Source organism: Streptomyces tanashiensis (assembly GCF_014648895.1).
GTDB classification, from domain to species: domain Bacteria; phylum Actinomycetota; class Actinomycetes; order Streptomycetales; family Streptomycetaceae; genus Streptomyces; species Streptomyces tanashiensis.
Genome location: NZ_BMRZ01000006.1, coordinates 79,316 through 97,115 on the forward strand (window position 1 = coordinate 79,316; position 17,800 = coordinate 97,115).

At 73.0% G+C, this 17,800-nt stretch carries 19 protein-coding genes; 8 read left to right on the forward strand and 11 right to left on the reverse strand.

The features are described from left to right. Positions 1 to 77 precede the first annotated feature (77 nt). The gene (gene ssgD / locus IE237_RS20200) at positions 78 to 494 is read left to right on the forward strand and encodes a spore wall synthesis regulator SsgD (protein ID WP_189803444.1); all 417 of its coding nucleotides are present in this window, start codon (positions 78 to 80) and stop codon (positions 492 to 494) included. A gap of 243 nt (positions 495 to 737) precedes the next feature. Continuing rightward, entirely contained in the window at positions 738 to 2,399 is a 1,662-nt protein-coding gene (locus tag IE237_RS20205) for an ABC-F family ATP-binding cassette domain-containing protein (protein WP_189803445.1), read from the forward strand. A gap of 104 nt (positions 2,400 to 2,503) precedes the next feature. Here the strand turns inward: IE237_RS20205 and IE237_RS20210 are convergent, their stop codons facing one another. Beyond that, entirely contained in the window at positions 2,504 to 2,977 is a 474-nt protein-coding gene (locus IE237_RS20210; protein ID WP_229842785.1) for an ATP-binding protein, read from the reverse strand. A 181-nt stretch (positions 2,978 to 3,158) separates the two neighbouring features. On the opposite strand from IE237_RS20210, the gene IE237_RS20215 reads away from it, so the two are divergent. From IE237_RS20215 to IE237_RS20225, 3 genes are all read left to right on the forward strand, one after another. Next, complete coding sequence (locus tag IE237_RS20215) at positions 3,159 to 4,010, forward strand: helix-turn-helix domain-containing protein (protein WP_189803446.1); 852 nt, start codon at positions 3,159 to 3,161, stop codon at positions 4,008 to 4,010. 12 nt (positions 4,011 to 4,022) lie between these two features. Next, the gene (locus IE237_RS20220) at positions 4,023 to 4,259 is read left to right on the forward strand and encodes a hypothetical protein (protein ID WP_189803447.1); all 237 of its coding nucleotides are present in this window, start codon (positions 4,023 to 4,025) and stop codon (positions 4,257 to 4,259) included. Between the two features lie 292 nt (positions 4,260 to 4,551). Beyond that, positions 4,552 to 5,526, forward strand: coding sequence for an acyl-ACP desaturase (locus IE237_RS20225; protein WP_189803448.1), 975 nt, complete (start codon positions 4,552 to 4,554; stop codon positions 5,524 to 5,526). A gap of 24 nt (positions 5,527 to 5,550) precedes the next feature. On the opposite strand, the gene IE237_RS20230 is transcribed toward IE237_RS20225, so the two are convergent. From IE237_RS20230 to IE237_RS41620, 8 genes are all read right to left on the reverse strand, one after another. Then, positions 5,551 to 5,802 (reverse strand): WhiB family transcriptional regulator, encoded by a 252-nt coding sequence (locus IE237_RS20230; RefSeq protein ID WP_189803449.1) that lies wholly within the window; start codon positions 5,800 to 5,802, stop codon positions 5,551 to 5,553. Positions 5,803 to 5,848: 46 nt separating this feature from the next. Continuing rightward, positions 5,849 to 6,931 (reverse strand): LLM class flavin-dependent oxidoreductase, encoded by a 1,083-nt coding sequence (locus IE237_RS20235; RefSeq protein ID WP_189803450.1) that lies wholly within the window; start codon positions 6,929 to 6,931, stop codon positions 5,849 to 5,851. A gap of 4 nt (positions 6,932 to 6,935) precedes the next feature. Beyond that, complete coding sequence (locus IE237_RS20240) at positions 6,936 to 7,799, reverse strand: ABC transporter substrate-binding protein (protein ID WP_189803451.1); 864 nt, start codon at positions 7,797 to 7,799, stop codon at positions 6,936 to 6,938. Continuing rightward, positions 7,796 to 8,533 carry an ABC transporter ATP-binding protein gene (locus IE237_RS20245; RefSeq protein ID WP_189803452.1) on the reverse strand — a complete coding sequence of 246 codons (738 nt, stop codon included), beginning with the start codon at positions 8,531 to 8,533 and terminating at the stop codon, positions 7,796 to 7,798. Before IE237_RS20245 ends, IE237_RS20240 begins: the two co-directional genes overlap by 4 nt. Beyond that, positions 8,530 to 9,375 (reverse strand): ABC transporter permease, encoded by an 846-nt coding sequence (locus IE237_RS20250; protein ID WP_189803453.1) that lies wholly within the window; start codon positions 9,373 to 9,375, stop codon positions 8,530 to 8,532. The genes IE237_RS20245 and IE237_RS20250 overlap by 4 nt, the downstream gene beginning before the upstream one ends. Continuing rightward, positions 9,372 to 10,379 carry an ABC transporter substrate-binding protein gene (locus tag IE237_RS20255; protein ID WP_189803454.1) on the reverse strand — a complete coding sequence of 336 codons (1,008 nt, stop codon included), beginning with the start codon at positions 10,377 to 10,379 and terminating at the stop codon, positions 9,372 to 9,374. Before IE237_RS20255 ends, IE237_RS20250 begins: the two co-directional genes overlap by 4 nt. 256 nt (positions 10,380 to 10,635) lie before the next feature. Beyond that, positions 10,636 to 11,661, reverse strand: a complete 1,026-nt coding sequence (locus IE237_RS20260) for an ABC transporter substrate-binding protein (RefSeq protein ID WP_370468227.1) — start codon at positions 11,659 to 11,661, stop codon at positions 10,636 to 10,638. 263 nt (positions 11,662 to 11,924) lie between these two features. After that, positions 11,925 to 12,026 (reverse strand): putative leader peptide, encoded by a 102-nt coding sequence (locus IE237_RS41620; protein WP_323809261.1) that lies wholly within the window; start codon positions 12,024 to 12,026, stop codon positions 11,925 to 11,927. 199 nt (positions 12,027 to 12,225) lie between these two features. On the opposite strand from IE237_RS41620, the gene IE237_RS20265 reads away from it, so the two are divergent. From IE237_RS20265 to IE237_RS20275, 3 genes are all read left to right on the forward strand, one after another. Then, entirely contained in the window at positions 12,226 to 13,020 is a 795-nt protein-coding gene (locus tag IE237_RS20265) for an IclR family transcriptional regulator (RefSeq protein WP_189803456.1), read from the forward strand. Between the two features lie 53 nt (positions 13,021 to 13,073). Then, positions 13,074 to 13,745: a TetR/AcrR family transcriptional regulator gene (locus IE237_RS20270; RefSeq protein WP_189803457.1), complete on the forward strand. Its 672-nt coding sequence runs from the start codon at positions 13,074 to 13,076 to the stop codon at positions 13,743 to 13,745. Positions 13,746 to 13,950: 205 nt separating this feature from the next. After that, positions 13,951 to 15,720, forward strand: a complete 1,770-nt coding sequence (locus IE237_RS20275) for an RCC1 domain-containing protein (protein WP_189803458.1) — start codon at positions 13,951 to 13,953, stop codon at positions 15,718 to 15,720. On the opposite strand, the gene IE237_RS20280 is transcribed toward IE237_RS20275, so the two are convergent. Together IE237_RS20280 and ligD are read right to left on the reverse strand one after the other, a co-directional pair. Beyond that, on the reverse strand, positions 15,701 to 16,603 hold the full coding sequence (locus IE237_RS20280) for an alpha/beta fold hydrolase (RefSeq protein ID WP_189803459.1): 903 nt from the start codon (positions 16,601 to 16,603) through the stop codon (positions 15,701 to 15,703). The genes IE237_RS20275 and IE237_RS20280 overlap by 20 nt on opposite strands. A gap of 118 nt (positions 16,604 to 16,721) precedes the next feature. Beyond that, entirely contained in the window at positions 16,722 to 17,750 is a 1,029-nt protein-coding gene (ligD, locus tag IE237_RS20285) for a non-homologous end-joining DNA ligase (protein WP_189803460.1), read from the reverse strand. Positions 17,751 to 17,800 lie beyond the last annotated feature (50 nt).

Consider the following 17,800-nt stretch of genomic DNA (forward strand, 5'->3'; position numbering starts at 1 on the left):
CTCGTCTAGAGGGGTGTCAGGTGCCCTGGTGTCGGGGAGACGCACAGGATCCGAAGCCCGCGTGAGAGGAGCCGGTCTTGTCCGCCGTCATCGAGCAGGCCGTGCAGGCCCGTCTGGTCGCGTCCGCGCCCCGGATGGAGACCGTCCCCGCCACCCTTCGGTACGACCGCGGGGATCCGTACGCCGTGAGCATGGCCTTCCCCCCGCCGGCGACCCTGGAGGGCGTGGAGGTCTCCTGGGCCTTCGCGCGCGAGCTGCTCGTCCAGGGGGTCGAGCGCCCGGCCGGGGTCGGGGACGTGCGGCTGCGTCCGTACGGGTACGACCGCACGGTGGTCGAGTTCCACGCCCCGGAGGGGGTGGCGATGGTCCATGTCCGGACCTCCGAGCTGCGCCGCTTCCTGGAGCGCTCGCAGCACCTCGTCCCGGCGGGGCGCGAGCACCAGTACCTGGACTGGGACCAGGACCTGGCGGAGCTGCTCCGCGACCACCCGTAGGCGGACCGCGTTAAATCGTTTGCCGCCCCTCCGATGCGAGGCGTACGGTCGTTCCTGACCTTGTCGTCACCCGATCGGAGAAGGACGTTGCTCGTCTGAGGTTGCGAGACACCGAGCCGCGCGTGCCCCCTGTGCCGCGTGTGCCGTTCTCGACCTCGGCGTACGAGCCGTTCTCCACACTGCCCGCGCCCCGGTGTCTCTCGCGTTGCTCCCTTTCCACGCTCGCGCGACCCGGAGGCCTGCATGGCGCATCACCCCACTTTCATCACCTGTTCCTCCCTCTCCTTCTCCTGGCCGGACGGCACCACCGTCCTGGACGACTTCCGCCTCTCGGTCGGCCCCGGCCGCACCGGGCTCGTCGGGCTCAACGGCTCCGGCAAGTCCACGCTCCTGAAGCTGATCGCGGGTGAACTGACCCCGCAGGACGGCACGGTCCGGGTCACCGGTGAGCTCGGGTACCTCCCGCAGAACCTGGTCCTGGACACCTCACGGCGGGTGGACGAGATCCTCGGCATCGCCGACGCGCGGGCCGCCCTGCACGCCATCGAGGCGGGCGACCCCTCGGAGGAGCACTTCACCACCATCGGCGACGACTGGGACGTGGAGGAGCGGGCCCGGGCGGTCCTCGACCAGCTCGGCCTCGACCACGTCGGCCTGGACCGGACCGTGGGCGAGATCTCGGGCGGCGAGTCCGTGCTGCTGCGCCTCGCCGCGCTGCTGCTCGCCCGACCTGACGTACTCCTGCTCGACGAGCCCACCAACAATCTGGATCTGCACGCCCGCGCGCGCCTCTACGAAGCGGTGGAGAAGTGGTCCGGCGTCCTGGTCGTCGTCAGCCACGACCGTGAACTCCTGGAGCGGGTCGACCAGATCGCCGACCTGCGCGACGGCGAGGTCGAGTGGTACGGGGGCAACTGGTCCGCGTACGAGACGGCGCTCGCCGCCGAACAGGAGGCCGCCGAGCGGATGGTGCGGGTCGCCGAGGCCGACGTGCAGCGCCAGAAGCGCGAACTCGCCGACACCCAGATGAAGCTGGCGCGCCGCAAGCGCTACGGCCAGAAGAGCTTCGACAACAAGGTCGCCTCCAAGATCGTGGCGAACGGGCGCAAGCGCGACGCGCAGGTCACGGCCGGCAAGCAGCGCACGCTGCACGCGGAGCGCCTCTCGGAGGCCCGGGAGCGGCTCGACGCGGCGGTGGAGGCGGTACGGGACGACGACGAGATCCGCATCGAGCTGCCCCGTACCTCCGTGCCGCCGGGCCGCGAGGTCCTGCACCTGCGGGACCTGGAGCTGCGCCACGGGTCCCGGGTCGACGGCGCCTTCGAGCTGCGCGGCCCGGAGCGGATCGCCCTGGTCGGCCGGAACGGCGCCGGCAAGACGACGCTGCTCCGGACGATCGCCGGGGAGCTGGAGCCGCTGTCGGGCGAGACGGACGCACGGGTGCCGCTGCGCTTCCTGCCGCAGCGGCTCGACGTGCTCGACGACGGGCTGAGCGTGGTGGAGAACGTGGCCCGCTTCGCGCCCACGGCGACGGGCAACGCGATCAGGGCGCGGCTCGCCCGGTTCCTGTTCCGAGGGGCGCGGGCCGATCAGCCCGTCGGGACCCTGTCGGGCGGGGAGCGGTTCCGGGCGACGCTGGCCGCGCTGCTCCTCGCGGAGCCGGCTCCGCAGCTGCTGATGCTGGACGAGCCGACGAACAACCTGGACATGGCGTCGGTACGGAAGCTGACCGCGGCCCTCGACGCCTACGAGGGGGCGCTGATCGTGGCGAGCCACGACGTGACGTTCCTGGAGTCGCTGGGGATCACCCGCTGGCTGCTGCTCGACGGTGAGCTGCGGCCGACGACCGCGGAGGAGGTCAGGGACATGACCCCGAGCCCTCGCCGGAGTGAAGCCGGCATCTAGGCGGAGGGGTCCGGGGTCCGGGCGCCGGAGTTCGGGCCCGGGGTCTGGGCCCGGGAGTCTTGGCACCGAGAAGGGGTCTGGTGCCGGGAGTCCGGCTCCGCGTTCTAGCGGTGGAGTAAGGCCCAGGACTTGGTGCCCCCGCCGGGGGTGAGGACGGGGGCCAGTCCCCAGTCCCCGCCGTGCGCGTCGACCGCCGCGGCCAGCAGCCACATGCTGCGGCTGCGGCGGTCGCGGCATTCCTCGGCCGCGTGGGGCGAGGAATGGGCCGGGTGCTGGTCGTAGAGGACGATCCGCAGGGCCTCGAACTGCCAGCGGACGCGGAGGATCATCTCCTGGTCGGGGGTGAACCGGTAGGCGGCCGAGACGAGTTCGGAGGCGGCGAGCGCGGCGGTCTCGCAGAGGTCGGAGAGGCCGTGCCGGTCGAGGAGCGAGCGGACCGCCTCGCGCGCGAGTCTCGCGCAGTAGGCGCCGCCGGGGAGCAGCATCGAGTAGCTGAGGTTCTCCGCGGCGGGAGGTATGGGCCCGGCCGCGGCGGCGGTCGGGAGGCAACGCAGGGCGCCCTTCATCGGTTTGCTCACATTTCCTGGTGCATGGGGGGGTACCTGCACACGGTCACGGTAGCCCCGTGTGAGACTGGCGCTACCGACCGTAGCGCACGACCGGAGCACAGTGCTACTACTTGCGGGTAGTCATGCCATTCCGGCCAAAACGGCGGCTCACGGGGAGTCGCGGCGTCACGGAGCGAAAGGGAGACAGAGCGTGCCACCCAGGAGCAGCCCGACCGCGCGACAGCAGCGCCTCGGGAGCGAACTGCGCAAACTGCGCGAACAATCGGGGATGTCGGCCCAGCAGGCCGCCGCCCTCCTGGGCGTCGACCGCACCCGCATCCCGAACATCGAGTCGGGCCGCTTCGGGATCAGCGCCGAACGCGTCCGCACCCTCGCGTTCAACTACGGCTGTCCGGACGCCGGACTCGTCGACCTCCTCGCCGGCATGGCCCGGGAGCGGGACCGGGGCTGGTGGGAGGAGCACCGCGGAATGCTGCCGCCCGCGCTCCTCGACATCGCCGAACTGGAGTTCCACGCCACGGAGTTGGAGACCTCCGTGACCACCCACATCCCGGGTCTCCTGCAGACCGAGGAGCACGCCCGGGCGGTCTTCGACACGGCCGTCCCCGCACTGCCCGAACCCGACCTGGAGGCCCGGCTCGCCCTGCGGCTGCGTCGCCGGCAGGTCCTGGAGCGGGAGAGGCCGGTGCGGTACGAGGCGGTGATCCACGAGGCGGCGCTGCGCATGCAGTTCGGCGGACCGAAGGTCGCGCGGGCCCAGCTGGAGCACATCCTGACGCACACCGAGCGGGACACCGTCTCCGTACGCGTGATCCCCTTCGCCGCGGGGGGTTTCCCCGGGGCGGGCCAGTCGTTCACCTATGTGTCCGCGCCGGTGCCGCAGCTCGATACCGTGCAGCTCGATTCCTCACACGGCTCGCTCCTCCTCGACACCGACATGCAACTGCGCCGGTACCGCGGCCTGCTGGACCGGCTGCGGGGGCTCGCCCTGCCGGCGGCCGAATCCCGCGCGTTCGTCCGCGCCATATCCCAGGATCTGTGAAGGACCCCCACCATGAACGTCACGACCGGCGCCCCCGCCGCCCCGTCCGCCCCCGCCGCCGTCGCGATCGACTGGAACGAGGCCTTCTGCAGCGAGGGCGCGAACTGCTTCCGCTTCGGTCTCGACGACGCCGGCCGGGCCTACATCGGCTCGACGCTCTCCCCCGACGTGTACGTCAGCGACTCCGTCGAGGCGCTCCGGGCGCTGATCTCGGCCGTGAAGGCCGGAGCGGCCGATCACCTGCTCTGACTCACCTGCCCTGGATCACCCGCTCCGGTCACCCGCCCCGATCGCCTGCTCCGATCACCCACTCCGAGCCGCCGGGTGTCTCCGCTGCGTAGTCGGCCGCATGGCCGACAACCGCCGCCGAGGACGTGACCTGCGTCTCCGGCACCACGCCGGAGCAGCGCACATAACGGAACGTAACCGGACATCGCCGGGACGGGCTTGGCCGACGCCTTACGGAGCCTTAACCTACGGTTTCGTAACCTACGAATCCGTAGGTATGCCCGTATGCCCTTCTCCGTCCCCAGGAGTTCCCGTGACGCTCACCTCTCCCCACCTCGGCAGCTCGGCGGAGTGGACCGACGCGCGCCTGCTCTACGCGCTGGAAGAGGTCGTCGAGAAGGAGCTCAACCGGCACCTCAAGGTCACCAAGGACTGGATGCCGCACGAGTACGTGCCGTGGTCCGACGGCCGCAACTTCCCCGGCTTCTTCGAGGACGGCGAGGCCTGGGAGCCGTCGCAGTCCAAGGTGACCGACATCGGCAAGATCGCCCTCGTGGTCAACCTGCTCACCGAGGACAACCTCCCGAGCTACCACCACGAGATCGCCAGCCTCTTCGGCCGCGACGGCGCCTGGGGCACCTGGGTGCACCGCTGGACCGCCGAGGAGGGCCGTCACGGCATCGTGATGCGCGACTACCTGCTCGCCTCGCGCGCCGTCGACCCGGACAAGCTGGAGCAGTTCCGGATGGCCCACATGAGCGAGGGCTTCGAGTCCGACAACCGGCACTCGATGCTGCACTCCGTCGCGTACGTGGCCTTCCAGGAGCTCGCCACCCGCATCTCGCACCGCAACACCGGCCACCAGTCCGGCGACCCGGTCTGCGACCGGATGCTGAGCCGCATCGCGCTCGACGAGAACCTCCACATGATCTTCTACCGCAACCTGCTGGGCGCGGCCTTCGAGCTCGCCCCCGACCTGACCATGCAGGCCGTGCGCGACGTGGTGGTCAACTTCCGGATGCCCGGACACGGCATGCCTGGCTTCGAGCGGGCGGCCGCGCAGATGGCGATCGGCGAGATCTACAACATGCGCATCCACCACGACGACGTCCTCCAGCCCGTCCTGCGCTTCCTCAAGGTCCTCCAGATCGAGGGCCTCGGCCCGGACGGCCTGCGCGCCCAGGAGGAGCTGGGGCTCTACATGAACGGCCTGGACAGCGAGGCGAGCAAGTTCGACGAGAAGCTCGCCGCCCGCAAGGCCCGGATGGCCTCCCGCGCGGCCGGCTGACCCACCGACCCGTCGCCGGGCGGCTCAGCGGCTCTGCCGCTTGAGCCGCCCGCGCTCCTTCTCGGAGAGCCCGCCCCACACCCCGAACCTCTCGTCGTGGGTCAGCGCGTACTCGAGGCACGCCACGCGCCCCTCGCACGCCCCGCACAACTGCTTCGCCTCGCGCGTCGACGAGCCGGGCGCCGGGAAGAAGAACTCGGGGCCGGCCTGGGCGCACAGGGCGTTCTCGCGCCAGGAGAGGTCGGGGGCGGTCAGCACGTCGGTATCCGTCTGCATGAAGGACAGCCTGCCGGGGTGCCGTAAACACGCCATCAACGTTCGATCAATGGCGGATACCCAGTGCCGGGAGCACTGTTTCGGCGACCCGGTACGCCTCCTCCAGGAGCGGGTTGCCCGACAGGATGAAGGTGTCCACTCCCAGGTCCTGGTACTCCTTGAGCCGTTCCACGACCTGGGCCGTGGAGCCCACGACGGCCGTGCCGGGGCCGGGCCGGAACAGGCTCATGCCGGGCCAGAGGTTCGGGTGCGTCTCCAGTTCGCGTGCCCGCGCCGGGACCTTGCCGCCGTGCTGGCGGAACTGGCGCTGCCAGCCGACGCCGTCCTCGCCCGCGCGGTCGCCGAGCTGCCGGGCGTACGTCGCCTCGCTGGTGACGTCCAGGAGCCGGTCGGCGGCGGCCCAGGCCTCGTCCTCGGTGTCGCGGACGATCAGGTGGAGCCGCAGCCCGATCCGGAGGGTGCGGCCGTGGGCGGCTGCCCTGGCCCGGACGTGGTCGAGCTTCTCCTTCAGCAGGTGCGGGGGTTCGCCCCAGGTGAGGTAGACGTCGACGTGCTCGGCGGCCATCTCGATGCCGGGCGCCGAGGAGCCGCCGAACCAGAGCGGAACGTGCGGGGCCTGGACGGGGCGCAGGTCGCCGAAGGAGGCGCCGGCGCCCTTGAGGTCGTAGAACTTCCCCTTGTGGTCGAAGACCTCGCCGGCCGTGAGCCGCTTGACGATCGACCAGTACTCGGCGCTCAGCTCGTACCGCTCGTCGTGCTCGACGTGCAGGCCGTACTCCCGCAGGGAGTTCGTCGAGCCGTTGACGACGTTGAACCGGAGCCGGCCGCCGAAGAGGTTGTCGAAGCTGAGCGCCATCTTGGCCAGGAGCGTCGGCGAGATCAGGCCCGGGTGGACGGCGAGCAGCGGCTTGAAGCGCGTGCTGGTGGAGGCGGCGAGCGCGGAGCCGAGCGGCCACACGTCGTAGAGGTCGGTGGCGAGCAGCGCACCGGTGTAGCCGAGGCGTTCGACCGTGCCGGCGAGCTGGGTGAGATAGCCGAGATCGACGGGGCGGCGCCCGTCCGGCTCCCACGGGTAGGCGCCTTCGCGCGGGATCACGTACCAGAGGACTTCGGGGGCCTGGTGCGTCATCGGTTCAGGCCTTCCGGGGCAGGGCGTCGGCGACGGTGATCGCGCGGTCGACGAATCCGGTCCGGTGGAAGATGTCCGCCGCCCGCTGCTGCTCGGCGATGAACTCCTCGGTGACCGCCTCGATGGTCCAGGGCAGGGCGCGCAGGGCCGTCTCCCAGTCCTCGACCGTGCCGCCCTGGTCGGCGGCGGCGATCTCGGCGGCCTCGCGCGGGTGCGCGGCGGCCCACGCGTCGGCCCGCCGCAGCGCACGGGTGAGCGCCTCGACGAGCTCGGGCCGCCGCTCGGCCAGGTCGCGGCGGGTGAAGAAGACGGACCGGTCGCTGATGACGTCGCCGGTGCGGATCAGGGTCCGCAGGCCGCCGGTGCGGCGGGCGGCGGCGAGCTCCGCGCCCTGCGCGACCCAGGCGGTGATCTCGCCGGCGCGGAGCTTCGCCTCGCTGCCGGAGTCCCCGCGTACGGGGGTGATGTCGGTGGCGTACGAGAGGCCGGCGTCGTCGAGCGCCTTGGCGACGAGGTGCGTCTGCCAGGAGCCGACGGCGAGGTGGACGGTGCCGCCCTTGAGGTCGGCGACGGTGCGGACCGGGCTGTCCTCGGGGACGAGGAGGGCGCCGTGGTCGGGGCGGGGCGCGGAGACGGACGTGTAGACGATGTCGTGGCCCGCGGCCTGCGCGGTGACGGGCGGCGTGGAGCCGGTGCCGCCGAAGTCGATGGTGCCGTCGGCGAGGTGGGCGCCGGTGCGGACTCCGTCGGTGTACGGGTGCCAGGTCACGGTCTCGCCGAGGGCGGCGAGCTCCTCCTCCGCGTAGCCGAGGCGGGAGAGGTGGTAGAGGGAGGGGTTGCTGCGGTGGACGCCGATGACGACGGTCATGCCGGGGCTCCTTCGAGAGAGGGGGTCGGGGATGCTTCGGGCGCGTGGACGCCGAGGTCGGCGAGGAGGCGGCGGCGCAGGGCCACGAAGGCCGGGTCGCCGGGGTCGCGGGGACGGGCGACGGTCACGGGTTCGTCGGTGACGAGCCGGCCGTCGCGCAGCACGGCGACCCGGTCGGCGAGGCGCACGGCCTCGTCGACGTCGTGGGTGACGAGCAGGACGGCGGGCCGGTGGATCCGGCGCAGTTCGCCCACCAGGTCCTGCATGCGGAGCCGGGTCAGCGCGTCGAGCGCGGCGAACGGTTCGTCGAGCAGGAGGAGTTCGGGCTCGCGGACCAGGGCCCGGGCCAGTGCGACGCGCTGGGCCTCGCCGCCGGAGAGCGTGGCGGGCCAGGCCTCGGCGTGCCGCTCCAGGCCGACCTCGGCGAGCGCCCGCAGCCCGGTCGCCCGCGTCGCCGCGCCGCGCGGCAGTCCGACGGTGACGTTGGCGAGGACCTTCTTGGAGGGGATGAGCCGGGGCTCCTGGAAGACGACGGTGCGGGCGGCGGGGACGAGGGCCTCTCCCCCGTCGGCCCCGTCGAGGGCGCCGAGGATGCGCAGCAGGGTGGTCTTGCCGCTGCCGCTGGCGCCGAGCAGGGCGACGAACTCGCCGCGCCCGATGGTCAGGTCGAGGCCGTCGAGGACGGCGCGGTCGCCGAAGACCCGGCGCAGTCCCCTGACCCGTACGGCGGTCATGTCGTGCCTCCCGGTCCGGCGGTGCGCCAGGGCATGAGGATCCGCTCCAGGCCGCGGACGAGGACGTCGGCGGTGAGGCCGAGGAGTCCGTAGACGAGGATGCAGACGGCGAGGATGTCGGTGCGGGCGTAGCTCTGGGCCTGGGACATCAGATAGCCGATGCCCTCGGTGGCGTTGATCTCCTCGGCGGCGATCAGCGCGATGACGCTGAGCGTCATGGAGAGCCGCAGTCCGGCGAGGAGCGAGGGAAGGGCGCCGGGCAGGACGACCTGGCGGACGATCGCGAGCCGGCCGAGCCCGAAACTGCGCATGGCCTCGACGAGTTTGCGGTCGGTGTTGCGGACGCCCCCGGTGGTGGAGACGTACATCGGGAAGGTGGTGGCGACCGCGATGAGCAGGATCTTCGCGGCCTCGTTGATCCCGAACCAGACCATGAAGAGGGGGACGAGGGAGAGGAAGGGGATGGTGCGCAGGGTCTGGAGGGAGGAGTCGAGGAGTTCGTCGCCGAGGCGGGTGAAGCCGGTGGTGATGCCCAGGGCGAGTCCGGCGGCGAGGCCGATGACGAGGCCGAGTCCGGAGCGGGTGAGGGAGGTGGCGAGCGCGTCGGGCAGTTGCCCGTTGCCCCACAACTCGCCCACCGCGTCGATCACTTGGGTGGGTGAGGCGAGGACATCGGGGGTGAGGAGACCGGTGGCCGAGGAGGTCCACCACAGGGCGAGCAGGGCGACCGGGCCGAGGGCGCGGACGGTGACGGCGTACGGACGGGAACGGGCGCGGCGGACCGGTGGGCGCGGCGCGACGAGCCCGTCCGGGTGCGTCTCCTCCGTACCGGCGGCCGTCATGACAGCTTCTCGACGTCGAGGAGGTGGGCGGTGATGTCGACCTTGCCCGGGGTGACCTTCTGGTCGGCGTAGAACCGGGCGACGGTCTCGAAGCGCTCGATGTCCTCGGGGCCGATGGGGTCGACGGTGCCTCCCTTGCCGGTGAAGGCGATCTGGACGTCCTTGGCCTTGCCGTTGACGGCGGTCGGGCCGGCGTCCGTGAAGACGTTGAGGTAGGCGGCCGGGTCCTTCCTCTCCTTGGCGCTGTGCTCGTGGAGGTAGGCGTAGAGCGCCTTGACGATCTCGGGGTGCTCCTTCGCGAAGTCCGAACGGACGGCGTTGAGGCTGTAGTTGTCGGAGCCGATGGCGGCTCCGTCGGCGACGAAGCGGGCCTTGCCCGTGCCGATCTCGGCGACGGCGTAGGTGGACCAGACGGCCCAGGCGTCGACCTGTCCCGCGTTGAAGACGGCGGCGGTCTGGTCGGGGCGCAGATAGACGCGCTCGACCTTGTCGGCGGGGATCCCGGCCTTCGCGAGGGCCTTGAGGAGCAGGTACTCGCCGGTGCCGCCCTTGTTGACGGCGACCTTGCGGCCGACGAGGTCCTGGACGGAGGTGATGTCCGAGCCCTCGCGGACGAGGATGCCCTCGCCGACGGGGTCGGGATCGGTGGCGGTGAAGAAGGCGAAGCCGGGGCTCTGGGAGAGGGAGGTGATGCCGGAGGTGATGGAGCCGGTCGCGATGTCGAGTTGGTCGGCGTTCATCGCCTGGGCGGCCGGGGCGAAGGGTCCGGCGCTGCCGGTCCAGGCCACCTTGGCACCGACGGCGGCGAGGGCCTTGTCGAGGCTGCCGTCCTTCTTGCCGCGGGCGAGGACGCCGGCGTTTCCGGGGTCGGGGATGCGGACGGTGACCGTCCCCTGTCCGCTCTTGCCCTTCGGGTCGCCGTCGCCGTCCGCGCCGCCGCAGGCGGTGACGGTGGAGAGGGCGGCGAGGGCCGCCAGAGCGGCGAGCGGGGTCAGTGGGCGCATGGCGGTCTTCCTCCGGGGAGCGGGAGATGGCGGGACGGGGGGTGCGGGGCGGCTGTCACGGGACGGGCCGGGTGGGGGGTTCCTGCGTGAGCCGTTACGGGACGGGCGGGCGGTTCCGGCGCGGGCCGCTACCGGACGGGCGGTTCTGGCGTGAGCCGTTACGGGACGGGTGGACGGTTCCGGCGCGGGCCGCTACCGGACGGGCGGTTCTGGCGTGAGCCGTTACCGGACGGGTGGACGGTTCCGGCGCGGGCCCTTACGGCACGGGCCGGGCGAGCGGTTCCGGCGTGCCGGTGGCCGCGATCCGGTGGGCGCGGCGCAGGGGCTCCGGGTCGGCCCAGGCGCGTACGTCCACCGCCTCGGGCAGGAAGCCGTGGGCGCGCAGGGCCCGCTCCTGCCGGGCGAGCAGGTCGAGCCGGGTCTCGGACAGGTCGGGGTGGAGGGTGCGGTGGGTGCCGGGCCGGTAGGCGCCCGCGACGCCCTCGGCGCCCGCCCCGGTCTCGGCGCCGAGGATGCGGGCGACCTCGGCGGGCTCGCCGGCGGCCCAGTCGGCGGCGCGGAGCAGTACGGCGAGGAAGCGCGCCACGAGCTCGGGGTGTTCGTCCAGGAGGTCCTGGTGGACGGTGAGGGGGCGCGGGGTGCCGTTGTTGACGCGGTGCGCGGGGTCGGGCAGGTCGTCGAGCTCGACGGCCACCTCGGCACCGGCGCGTCGGGCCGCCTCGACGGCGAGGGCCCCCTTCACGTAGACCGCGTCGACCTCGCCCCGGCGCAGGGCGTCGAGCTCGGCGGCCCACTGCCCCCGATGACCGTCGGCCGGTACGTCGACGAGGACGGCGTCGCCGAGTCCGTACCCCGCAGAGGCGAGGGCGCCCTCGAAGCCGCGCAGGGCCATCGCCCGCCAGAAGTCGATGGGCACGGAGTGGCGCGGGACGGCGAGCCGGAGTCCGCGCAGGGCGGCGGCTCCGCGCACCGGGGAGCCGGGGGCGACGAGCACCGCCTGGCGCTCCTCGATCCAGGTCAGCCCCACGAGCCGGGTGCGCTCGCCCCGCGAACGGGCCCACAGGGCGGGCACGTTGCCGCCCTCGCGGAAGAGCCCGGGCAGGGCGTGGGTGAAGTGGGTGGCGCGGTCGGCGCCTGGTTCGGCGTCCTGGAGCGAGCGGACGGCGATGTCGTCGGGGGCGAACTCCCCGGCCAGCCAGCCCCGGTCGGCGGCGACGCCGGTGGCGGTGGGGACGGGGCAGCGGGTGAACCAGAGCGTGTCGGGAACGCGGGCGTACGGCATGGAGGGCATCCCGGGGTGTGAAGGGTCGGGAGACGGCGGCGGGGCACGGCCGCCCGTGAAGGAGGGAGGGGTCGGGTCGGCGGGCACGGTGGACCGGCCGCCGGGGAGGACCGGCTGCCACGCAGGACCGGCGGACGACCGGCGGGCGTGGGCACGGGCTCTCAGCGCGTTCGGCGCCGACGGCGTGGCTCGAAAGCTACTGCCGGACGCGTCGGCGAACGCCCGGTGCCGGGCGGAGGGAGCTGTCGGGCGAAGGCCGGGTGTCAGCGACAGCCGGCGCCGGCGAAGCGCGCCAGGTCGATGTGGCGGCGCCGGGTGAGGGCGAGCGGTGCGCGGAGGGCGTCCGGCGCGTGTCGTGCGTTCATCGGCGGCCTGCTCCTTCCGGCTCGGTGCCGCTGTCGGGTGTTGGCCGGAACCTTGCCACGGTTCTTCGACCGCCCACAACTCTGCTCCCACGATGTGGGATTGCTTGTGAACGGAGTGTTTCCGACCTTGCCCCGAGCCTGATTCGGCTCCCGCCATGTGGGAGCGTGGGAGCCCGATCACCCACGGGGAGCGAACCCTATGACGACCGAGGCCGGCATCGTCCGACCCCCGGCGGGCGCCCAGGCGGTCCGCCGCGCACTGGACGTGCTGCACTGTTTCCACGACAACGGGCCCGACCTGAGCGCCTCCGACCTCGCGCGCCGGCTCGGCCTTTCCACCTCGACGGCGCACCGGCTGGCCCGCACCCTGCTCGGTGCGGGCTTCCTGGAGCAGGACGCCCGGACCGCGCGCTACCGGCTGGGTCCGGCGATGACGGAGCTGGGCCGTCTCTCGTACCACCAGCGGGGGCTGCACCTGGCCGCGCCCGAGCTGTCCGATCTGGCCGAACGGACCGGCGCCACCGCCGACTTGGCCCTGCGCAGCGGTCCGCACGTGGTGATCGTGGCGGGTGGTTCGGTGACCCCGAAGGTGGGGTTGCGCCGGCCGCTGCACTCGACGGCGCTCGGGAAGGTGCTGCTCGCCTGGCCCCGGGCGGGCGAGGGCGGCCCGCGCTCCCTGCCGCCGCTGTACGCGTTCACGGAGCGGACCATCGTCGAACCTCCCGCCCTGGCCGCCGAGTTGGCACGCGTACGGGAGGCGGGGTACGCCCTCAACGACGGCGAGTCGGCCCTCGGGGTGCGGACGGTGGCCGTGCCGGTCCTGGAGCGCGCGGGGCACGCGCGGTTCGCGCTCGCCGTCCGCGCGACGCCCGAGCTGATCACCGACGCGCGGCTCGACTGGTACGTGGCGCAGGCGCGGTCCTGCGCGCGGGCCCTGGAGGTGCTCCTGCTGGCCCCGGCGGAGCGGCGGGACCCGGGAGAGCGGGCCGGGTAGCCCCGGCGGGCGCCAAGATGTCCGCACGGTCGTGCGTTCAGTACGATGGGGGCATGAGCGGCAGCACCGGAAGCGGCACCGGCACCAAGACGGACGGACGCGTCGAGCGGGGCAACCAGACCCGGCGTCTCGTCCTGGGCCGGACGATGGACATCGCCTCGGTCGAGGGGCTCGAGGGCTTGTCCCTGGGGCGGATCGCGACCGAGCTGGAGCTGAGCAAGAGCGGTGTCTTCGCCCTCTTCGGCTCCAAGGAGGAGCTCCAGCTCGCCACCGTCAGGGCCGCCGTCGCCGTCTTCGCCGACCGCGTCGTCACCCCGCTCAAGGAGCTTCCGCCCGGCGCGCGGCGGGTGCGCGAACTGTGCCGGAACTGGCTCGCGTACTCCTCGGAGCGGGTCTTCGCGGGCGGCTGCTTCTTCTACGCGGTCTCGGCCGAGTTCGACGCCCGCACGGGCCCGGTCCACGACGCCGTCGCCGGAACCCGCCGCGACTGGACCACGTACGTGGAGGGGGCCCTGACCGAGGCGCGTGCCGTCGGGGAGTTCGCCGAGGACCTGGACGTGGAGCAGCTGGCCTTCGAGGTGATCGCCCTCATGGAGGCGGCCAACGCCCGGTCGGTGCTGTTCGGCGACCCCGGCTCGTACGCCCGCGCCGAGCGGGGCATCACGGCCCGCCTGCTCTCCTCGGTCACCGACAAGGGCCGCGAAGCCCTTGCCGATCCGGCCTGACCCGCACGCGTCCAAGGCTCCTTCCTCTCACGCCCCCGTGCTCCCCGCATCCCGGGCCACCCGCCCGGTTACGGCGCTCTCGCCGATCGAGTGAGGGCGGGGTGTCGCCCGCGCGCACGCCCGGGCGCCGCCGCAGGGTGAGCGCGTCGGACGGAATCGTCGGCAACCCGCCCCCGGTCCGGTCCGGCCCGTGAGAGGAGCGCGTATGTCCGACTCGGACGCCCCGCCGGGCACCCGCCGCAGACCCGCCCTGCGAAGAACGCTCGGGACGGCCGCCGCCCTGGCCACCGCCCTGCTGCTGCCCGGCCTCGGCCTGTCCGCCCCGTCCCCCGCGCACGCCGACGGCGCGGTGGCACGGGACATCCGTACGGCTCCGCCGGGCACCGCCCTCACCTGGGGGAACAACGCGGGCGGTCAGCTCGGCGACGGCAGCACCGCCGGGTCGAGCAGCGTCCCCGGGCGGGCCTGCGGGAACGCGATCTGCACCACGCCGCTCGGCAAGGCCGTGCAGGTCGCGGGCGGTGACGACCACAGCATCGCCCTCCTCGAGGACGGTTCCGTCGTCGCCTGGGGCGCCAACCTCAGCGGCCAGCTCGGCGACGGCACGAACACCGCCCGCACCACGCCCGTCAAGGTGTGCGCCGTCGGCGAGACCGCGCCGTGCGCGTCCTTCCTGAAGGGCGTCGTCGCCGTCGCGGCCGGCGACGTCCACAGCCTCGCGCTGCTCACCGACGGGACCGTCGTGTCCTGGGGCAACAACGGCTTCGGCCAGCTCGGCGAGGGCAGCGCGGTCAACCACGAGACGACGCCGGTCCGGGTCTGCGCCGTGGGTGGGACCGCCCCGTGCACGTCGTACCTGAGCAATGTCACCAGCATCGCGGGCGGTTACCAGCACAGCCTCGCGCTGCTGTCGGACGGCCACGTCCGCTCCTGGGGCCTCAACGACACCGGCCAGCTCGGCGACGGCACCACCGACTTCCGCATCTCCCCCGTGGCGGTCGGGAGCCTGTCCGACGTGGTCTCCATCGCGGCCGGCACCACCCACAGCGTCGCGTCGCGGAGCGACGGCTCCGCCTTCACCTGGGGCTCGGGAGAGGCTCTGGGCGACGGCAGCGGCGCGTTGGCCACGAACCCCGTACAGGTCTGCGCGATCGGGCAGGTCGCGCCCTGCGGTGCCTTCCTCTCGGGGGTGAGGTCCGTGGGGGCCGGTGCCTACCACAGCCTGGCGGCCCGCAGCGACGGCACCGCCGTCGCCTGGGGGTACAACGCCGACGGCCAGCTCGGCGTCGGGGACACCTTCAACAGATCCGTCCCTGTCCAGGTGTGCGCCCCCGGCGGCTGCGCGGGCGTCCTGACGGGCGTCACCGCCGTCGCCGGAGGCCCGAACGGCCTGCACAGCCTCGCGCTGCGGTCCGACGGCTCCGTCCGGGCCTGGGGCGCCAACGACCAGGGGCAGCTCGGTGACGGGACCAGGACCGACCGCCACACGCCCATCCGGGTCTGCGCCCTCGGCCAGACCTCGCCCTGCCTCCAGTACCTCGAGGGCGTCACCTCGCTCTCGGCCGGCAACACGCACAGCATCGCCGTGACCCGGCCGCTCGCCGACCTGGCCGCCTCGATCGCGGCCAGCCCCGAGCCGGTGGCCAACGGGGGGACCCTCACCTACACCATCCGGGTGAGGAACCAGGGCCCGACGGCGGCGGAGGACGTGGTCCTCACCGACAACCTCCCGGCGAACGTCCGCTTCACCACGGCCACGCCGTCCACCGGCACGTGCGACACCCCGCCGGCGGGCAGTACGGACACCGTGACCTGCCACTTCGGCAGTCTGGCCAACGGCGGGACGGCCACCCTCACGCTCAAGGTGATGGTCCGCTCGACGGGGGCCGTCACGAACGGGGCCTCCGCGACCGGCTCGACCCCGGATCCCCGGTCCGGCAACAACTCGGCGGCGATCACCACGCCGTTGAACTGACTCCGTCGCGTGCCCTGACCGCCGGTTCCGCGTCGGAGCCGGCGGTCGCGAACGCCACCGCCTCGGCCACGACGTCCGGATCCGTGAGGATGCGGCGGTGGCCGAGGCCCCGGGTGACGACGAGCCGGGCCCTGTCTCCGTGGGCCCGGGCGAGGAACCGCGCCTGGGCCAGGGGCACCATGTCGTCGCCCTCGTCGTGGAACAGCAGGACGGGCGCACCGAGTTCGTCCGGCGCGTGGTCGGCGCCGAAGCGGTCCCAGACGCCCGGCTCGCCCGGGACGAGGCGCCGCTCGACGTACCCGCGCATGGCCCGCACCACCCGCTCGTCCAGACGGAGTCCGGCCCGGAAGCCCTCCAGGAGCATGGTGAAGGAGCCGACGCCGCCGAGGCCCACGAAGCGGGCCGTGCGGACGCCGTCGCGGAGGGCGAAGAGGGAGGCGAGGACGCCGAAGGAGTGGGCGACGACGGCCTCGAAGTCGCCGTGCCGGGCGTGCAACTCCCGGATGATCTCCCGGTATTCGGCGATGTTGCTCGCCTTGCCCGAGGAATCGCCGTGGCCGGGTGCGTCGAAGGCGACCGGACTGTACCCGCGCGCGAGGAGCTCCTCGGCGAAGGCGCCGAGCCGTGAGGCGCGGGAGGACCAGCCGTGGACGAGCAGGACGGGCCGCCGGCCGTCGCCCCAGGCGTACGTGACGACCTCCTGGCCCCGGACGTGGAGGGTGCCGGTACGGGCGGCGGCGAGGAGCGTCCGTTCTCCGGGTTTCACCTTCGCTCTGCCGAGCGGGCGGACGAAGAGCCGGAAGGCCCACCGGCCGGCCGGGCCCGGGGCGACGCGCGCGGCGGTGTTCAGGGCGGTGCGGATGAGCGGAGCCATCGGGTACATGCCGGATCTCCTCGGTCGTCCTGGGTACGGAAAAATGCTAGCACGACCGTTCGTGTTGTTTTAGGGTGACGATCGAGGGCCGGTGACGCCCACCCGGAGGCGCCCCGGCCCTCGGCCCCTACCCCTCTTCGGGCTCCTTCTTCGCCCGGCTCGGCTGCACCCTCTTCGGCTCGCCCGGCATCTTGGGGTACTCCGGCGGATACGGAAGGTCACCGAGGCCGTGCTCCGCCTCGTCGCGCCGGGCCAGTTCGAGCAGCGACTCCAGGCTGAACCGCTCGTCGTCCATGTCCGCGTGGACGTCGCCGGCCTGCGCGTACCGGGCGGGCATCGTCCTGATGTCGAAATCCCGCGGCACGGCGTCGTCGATCTCCTCCCAGCGCAGCGGCGCCGAGACGGGGGCGTGCGGGCGGGGGCGTACGGAGTAGGCGGAGGCGATGGTGCGGTCCCGGGCCGTCTGGTTGTAGTCGACGAAGATCCGCTCGCCGCGCTCCTCCTTCCACCACTTGATGGTGACCCGGTCCGGCATCCGCCGCTCCAGCTCCCGGCCACAGGCGATCGCCGCCCGTCTGACCTGCGTGAACGTCCACTCGGGGACGATCGGCACGAAGACATGGAGGCCTCGGCCGCCCGAGGTCTTCGGCCAGCCGCGCAGCCCGTGCTCGTCGAGGACCGCGCGCAGCTCGTGGGCGGCGCGGACGGCGTCGGCGTAGTCCGTGCCGGGCTGCGGGTCGAGGTCGATGCGCAGTTCGTCGGGATGATCGGTGTCGTCCCGGCGTACCGGCCAGGGGTGGAAGGTGACCGCGCCGAGGTTGGCCGCCCAGAGCACGGCCGCCGGCTCGGTGGGACACATCTCGTCGGCCGACCGGCCGCTGGGGAAGGTGATGTGGGCCGTGGGGATCCAGTCGGGCAGGTACTTCGGGGCGCGCTTCTGGAAGAAGGACTCGCCGGTCACCCCGTCGGGGTAGCGCTCCAGGGTGGTGGGCCGGTTCCGCAGGGCGCGCGTGACGCCGTCGCCCACGGCCAGGTAGTACTGGACCATGTCCATCTTGGTGTAGCCGGGTTCGGGGAAGTAGACCTTGTCGGGGTTGGAGACCCGTACGGTCCGGTCGCCGACTTCCAGTTCCACCGCTGCCGCCTTGCCTGCCATGCCGGTCAGCCTAGGGCTCGCCGACACCTCGCGCATACCGGACAATCACC

Bases quoted from the DNA above. Each gene is read 5' to 3' on its own strand.
- IE237_RS20205 (WP_189803445.1), top strand. From the start codon at position 738: ATGGCGCATCACCCCACTTTCATCACCTGTTCCTCCCTCTCCTTCTCC.
- IE237_RS20220 (WP_189803447.1), top strand. From the start codon at position 4,023: ATGAACGTCACGACCGGCGCCCCCGCCGCCCCGTCCGCCCCCGCCGCC.
- IE237_RS20230 (WP_189803449.1), bottom strand. From the start codon at position 5,802: ATGCAGACGGATACCGACGTGCTGACCGCCCCCGACCTCTCCTGGCGC.
- IE237_RS20235 (WP_189803450.1), bottom strand. From the start codon at position 6,931: ATGACGCACCAGGCCCCCGAAGTCCTCTGGTACGTGATCCCGCGCGAA.
- IE237_RS20240 (WP_189803451.1), bottom strand. From the start codon at position 7,799: ATGACCGTCGTCATCGGCGTCCACCGCAGCAACCCCTCCCTCTACCAC.
- IE237_RS20245 (WP_189803452.1), bottom strand. From the start codon at position 8,533: ATGACCGCCGTACGGGTCAGGGGACTGCGCCGGGTCTTCGGCGACCGC.
- IE237_RS20250 (WP_189803453.1), bottom strand. From the start codon at position 9,375: ATGACGGCCGCCGGTACGGAGGAGACGCACCCGGACGGGCTCGTCGCG.
- IE237_RS20255 (WP_189803454.1), bottom strand. From the start codon at position 10,379: ATGCGCCCACTGACCCCGCTCGCCGCTCTGGCGGCCCTCGCCGCCCTC.
- IE237_RS20260 (WP_370468227.1), bottom strand. From the start codon at position 11,661: ATGCCGTACGCCCGCGTTCCCGACACGCTCTGGTTCACCCGCTGCCCC.
- IE237_RS41620 (WP_323809261.1), bottom strand. From the start codon at position 12,026: ATGAACGCACGACACGCGCCGGACGCCCTCCGCGCACCGCTCGCCCTC.
- IE237_RS20265 (WP_189803456.1), top strand. From the start codon at position 12,226: ATGACGACCGAGGCCGGCATCGTCCGACCCCCGGCGGGCGCCCAGGCG.
- IE237_RS20270 (WP_189803457.1), top strand. From the start codon at position 13,074: ATGAGCGGCAGCACCGGAAGCGGCACCGGCACCAAGACGGACGGACGC.
- IE237_RS20275 (WP_189803458.1), top strand. From the start codon at position 13,951: ATGTCCGACTCGGACGCCCCGCCGGGCACCCGCCGCAGACCCGCCCTG.
- IE237_RS20280 (WP_189803459.1), bottom strand. From the start codon at position 16,603: ATGTACCCGATGGCTCCGCTCATCCGCACCGCCCTGAACACCGCCGCG.
- ligD (WP_189803460.1), bottom strand. From the start codon at position 17,750: ATGGCAGGCAAGGCGGCAGCGGTGGAACTGGAAGTCGGCGACCGGACC.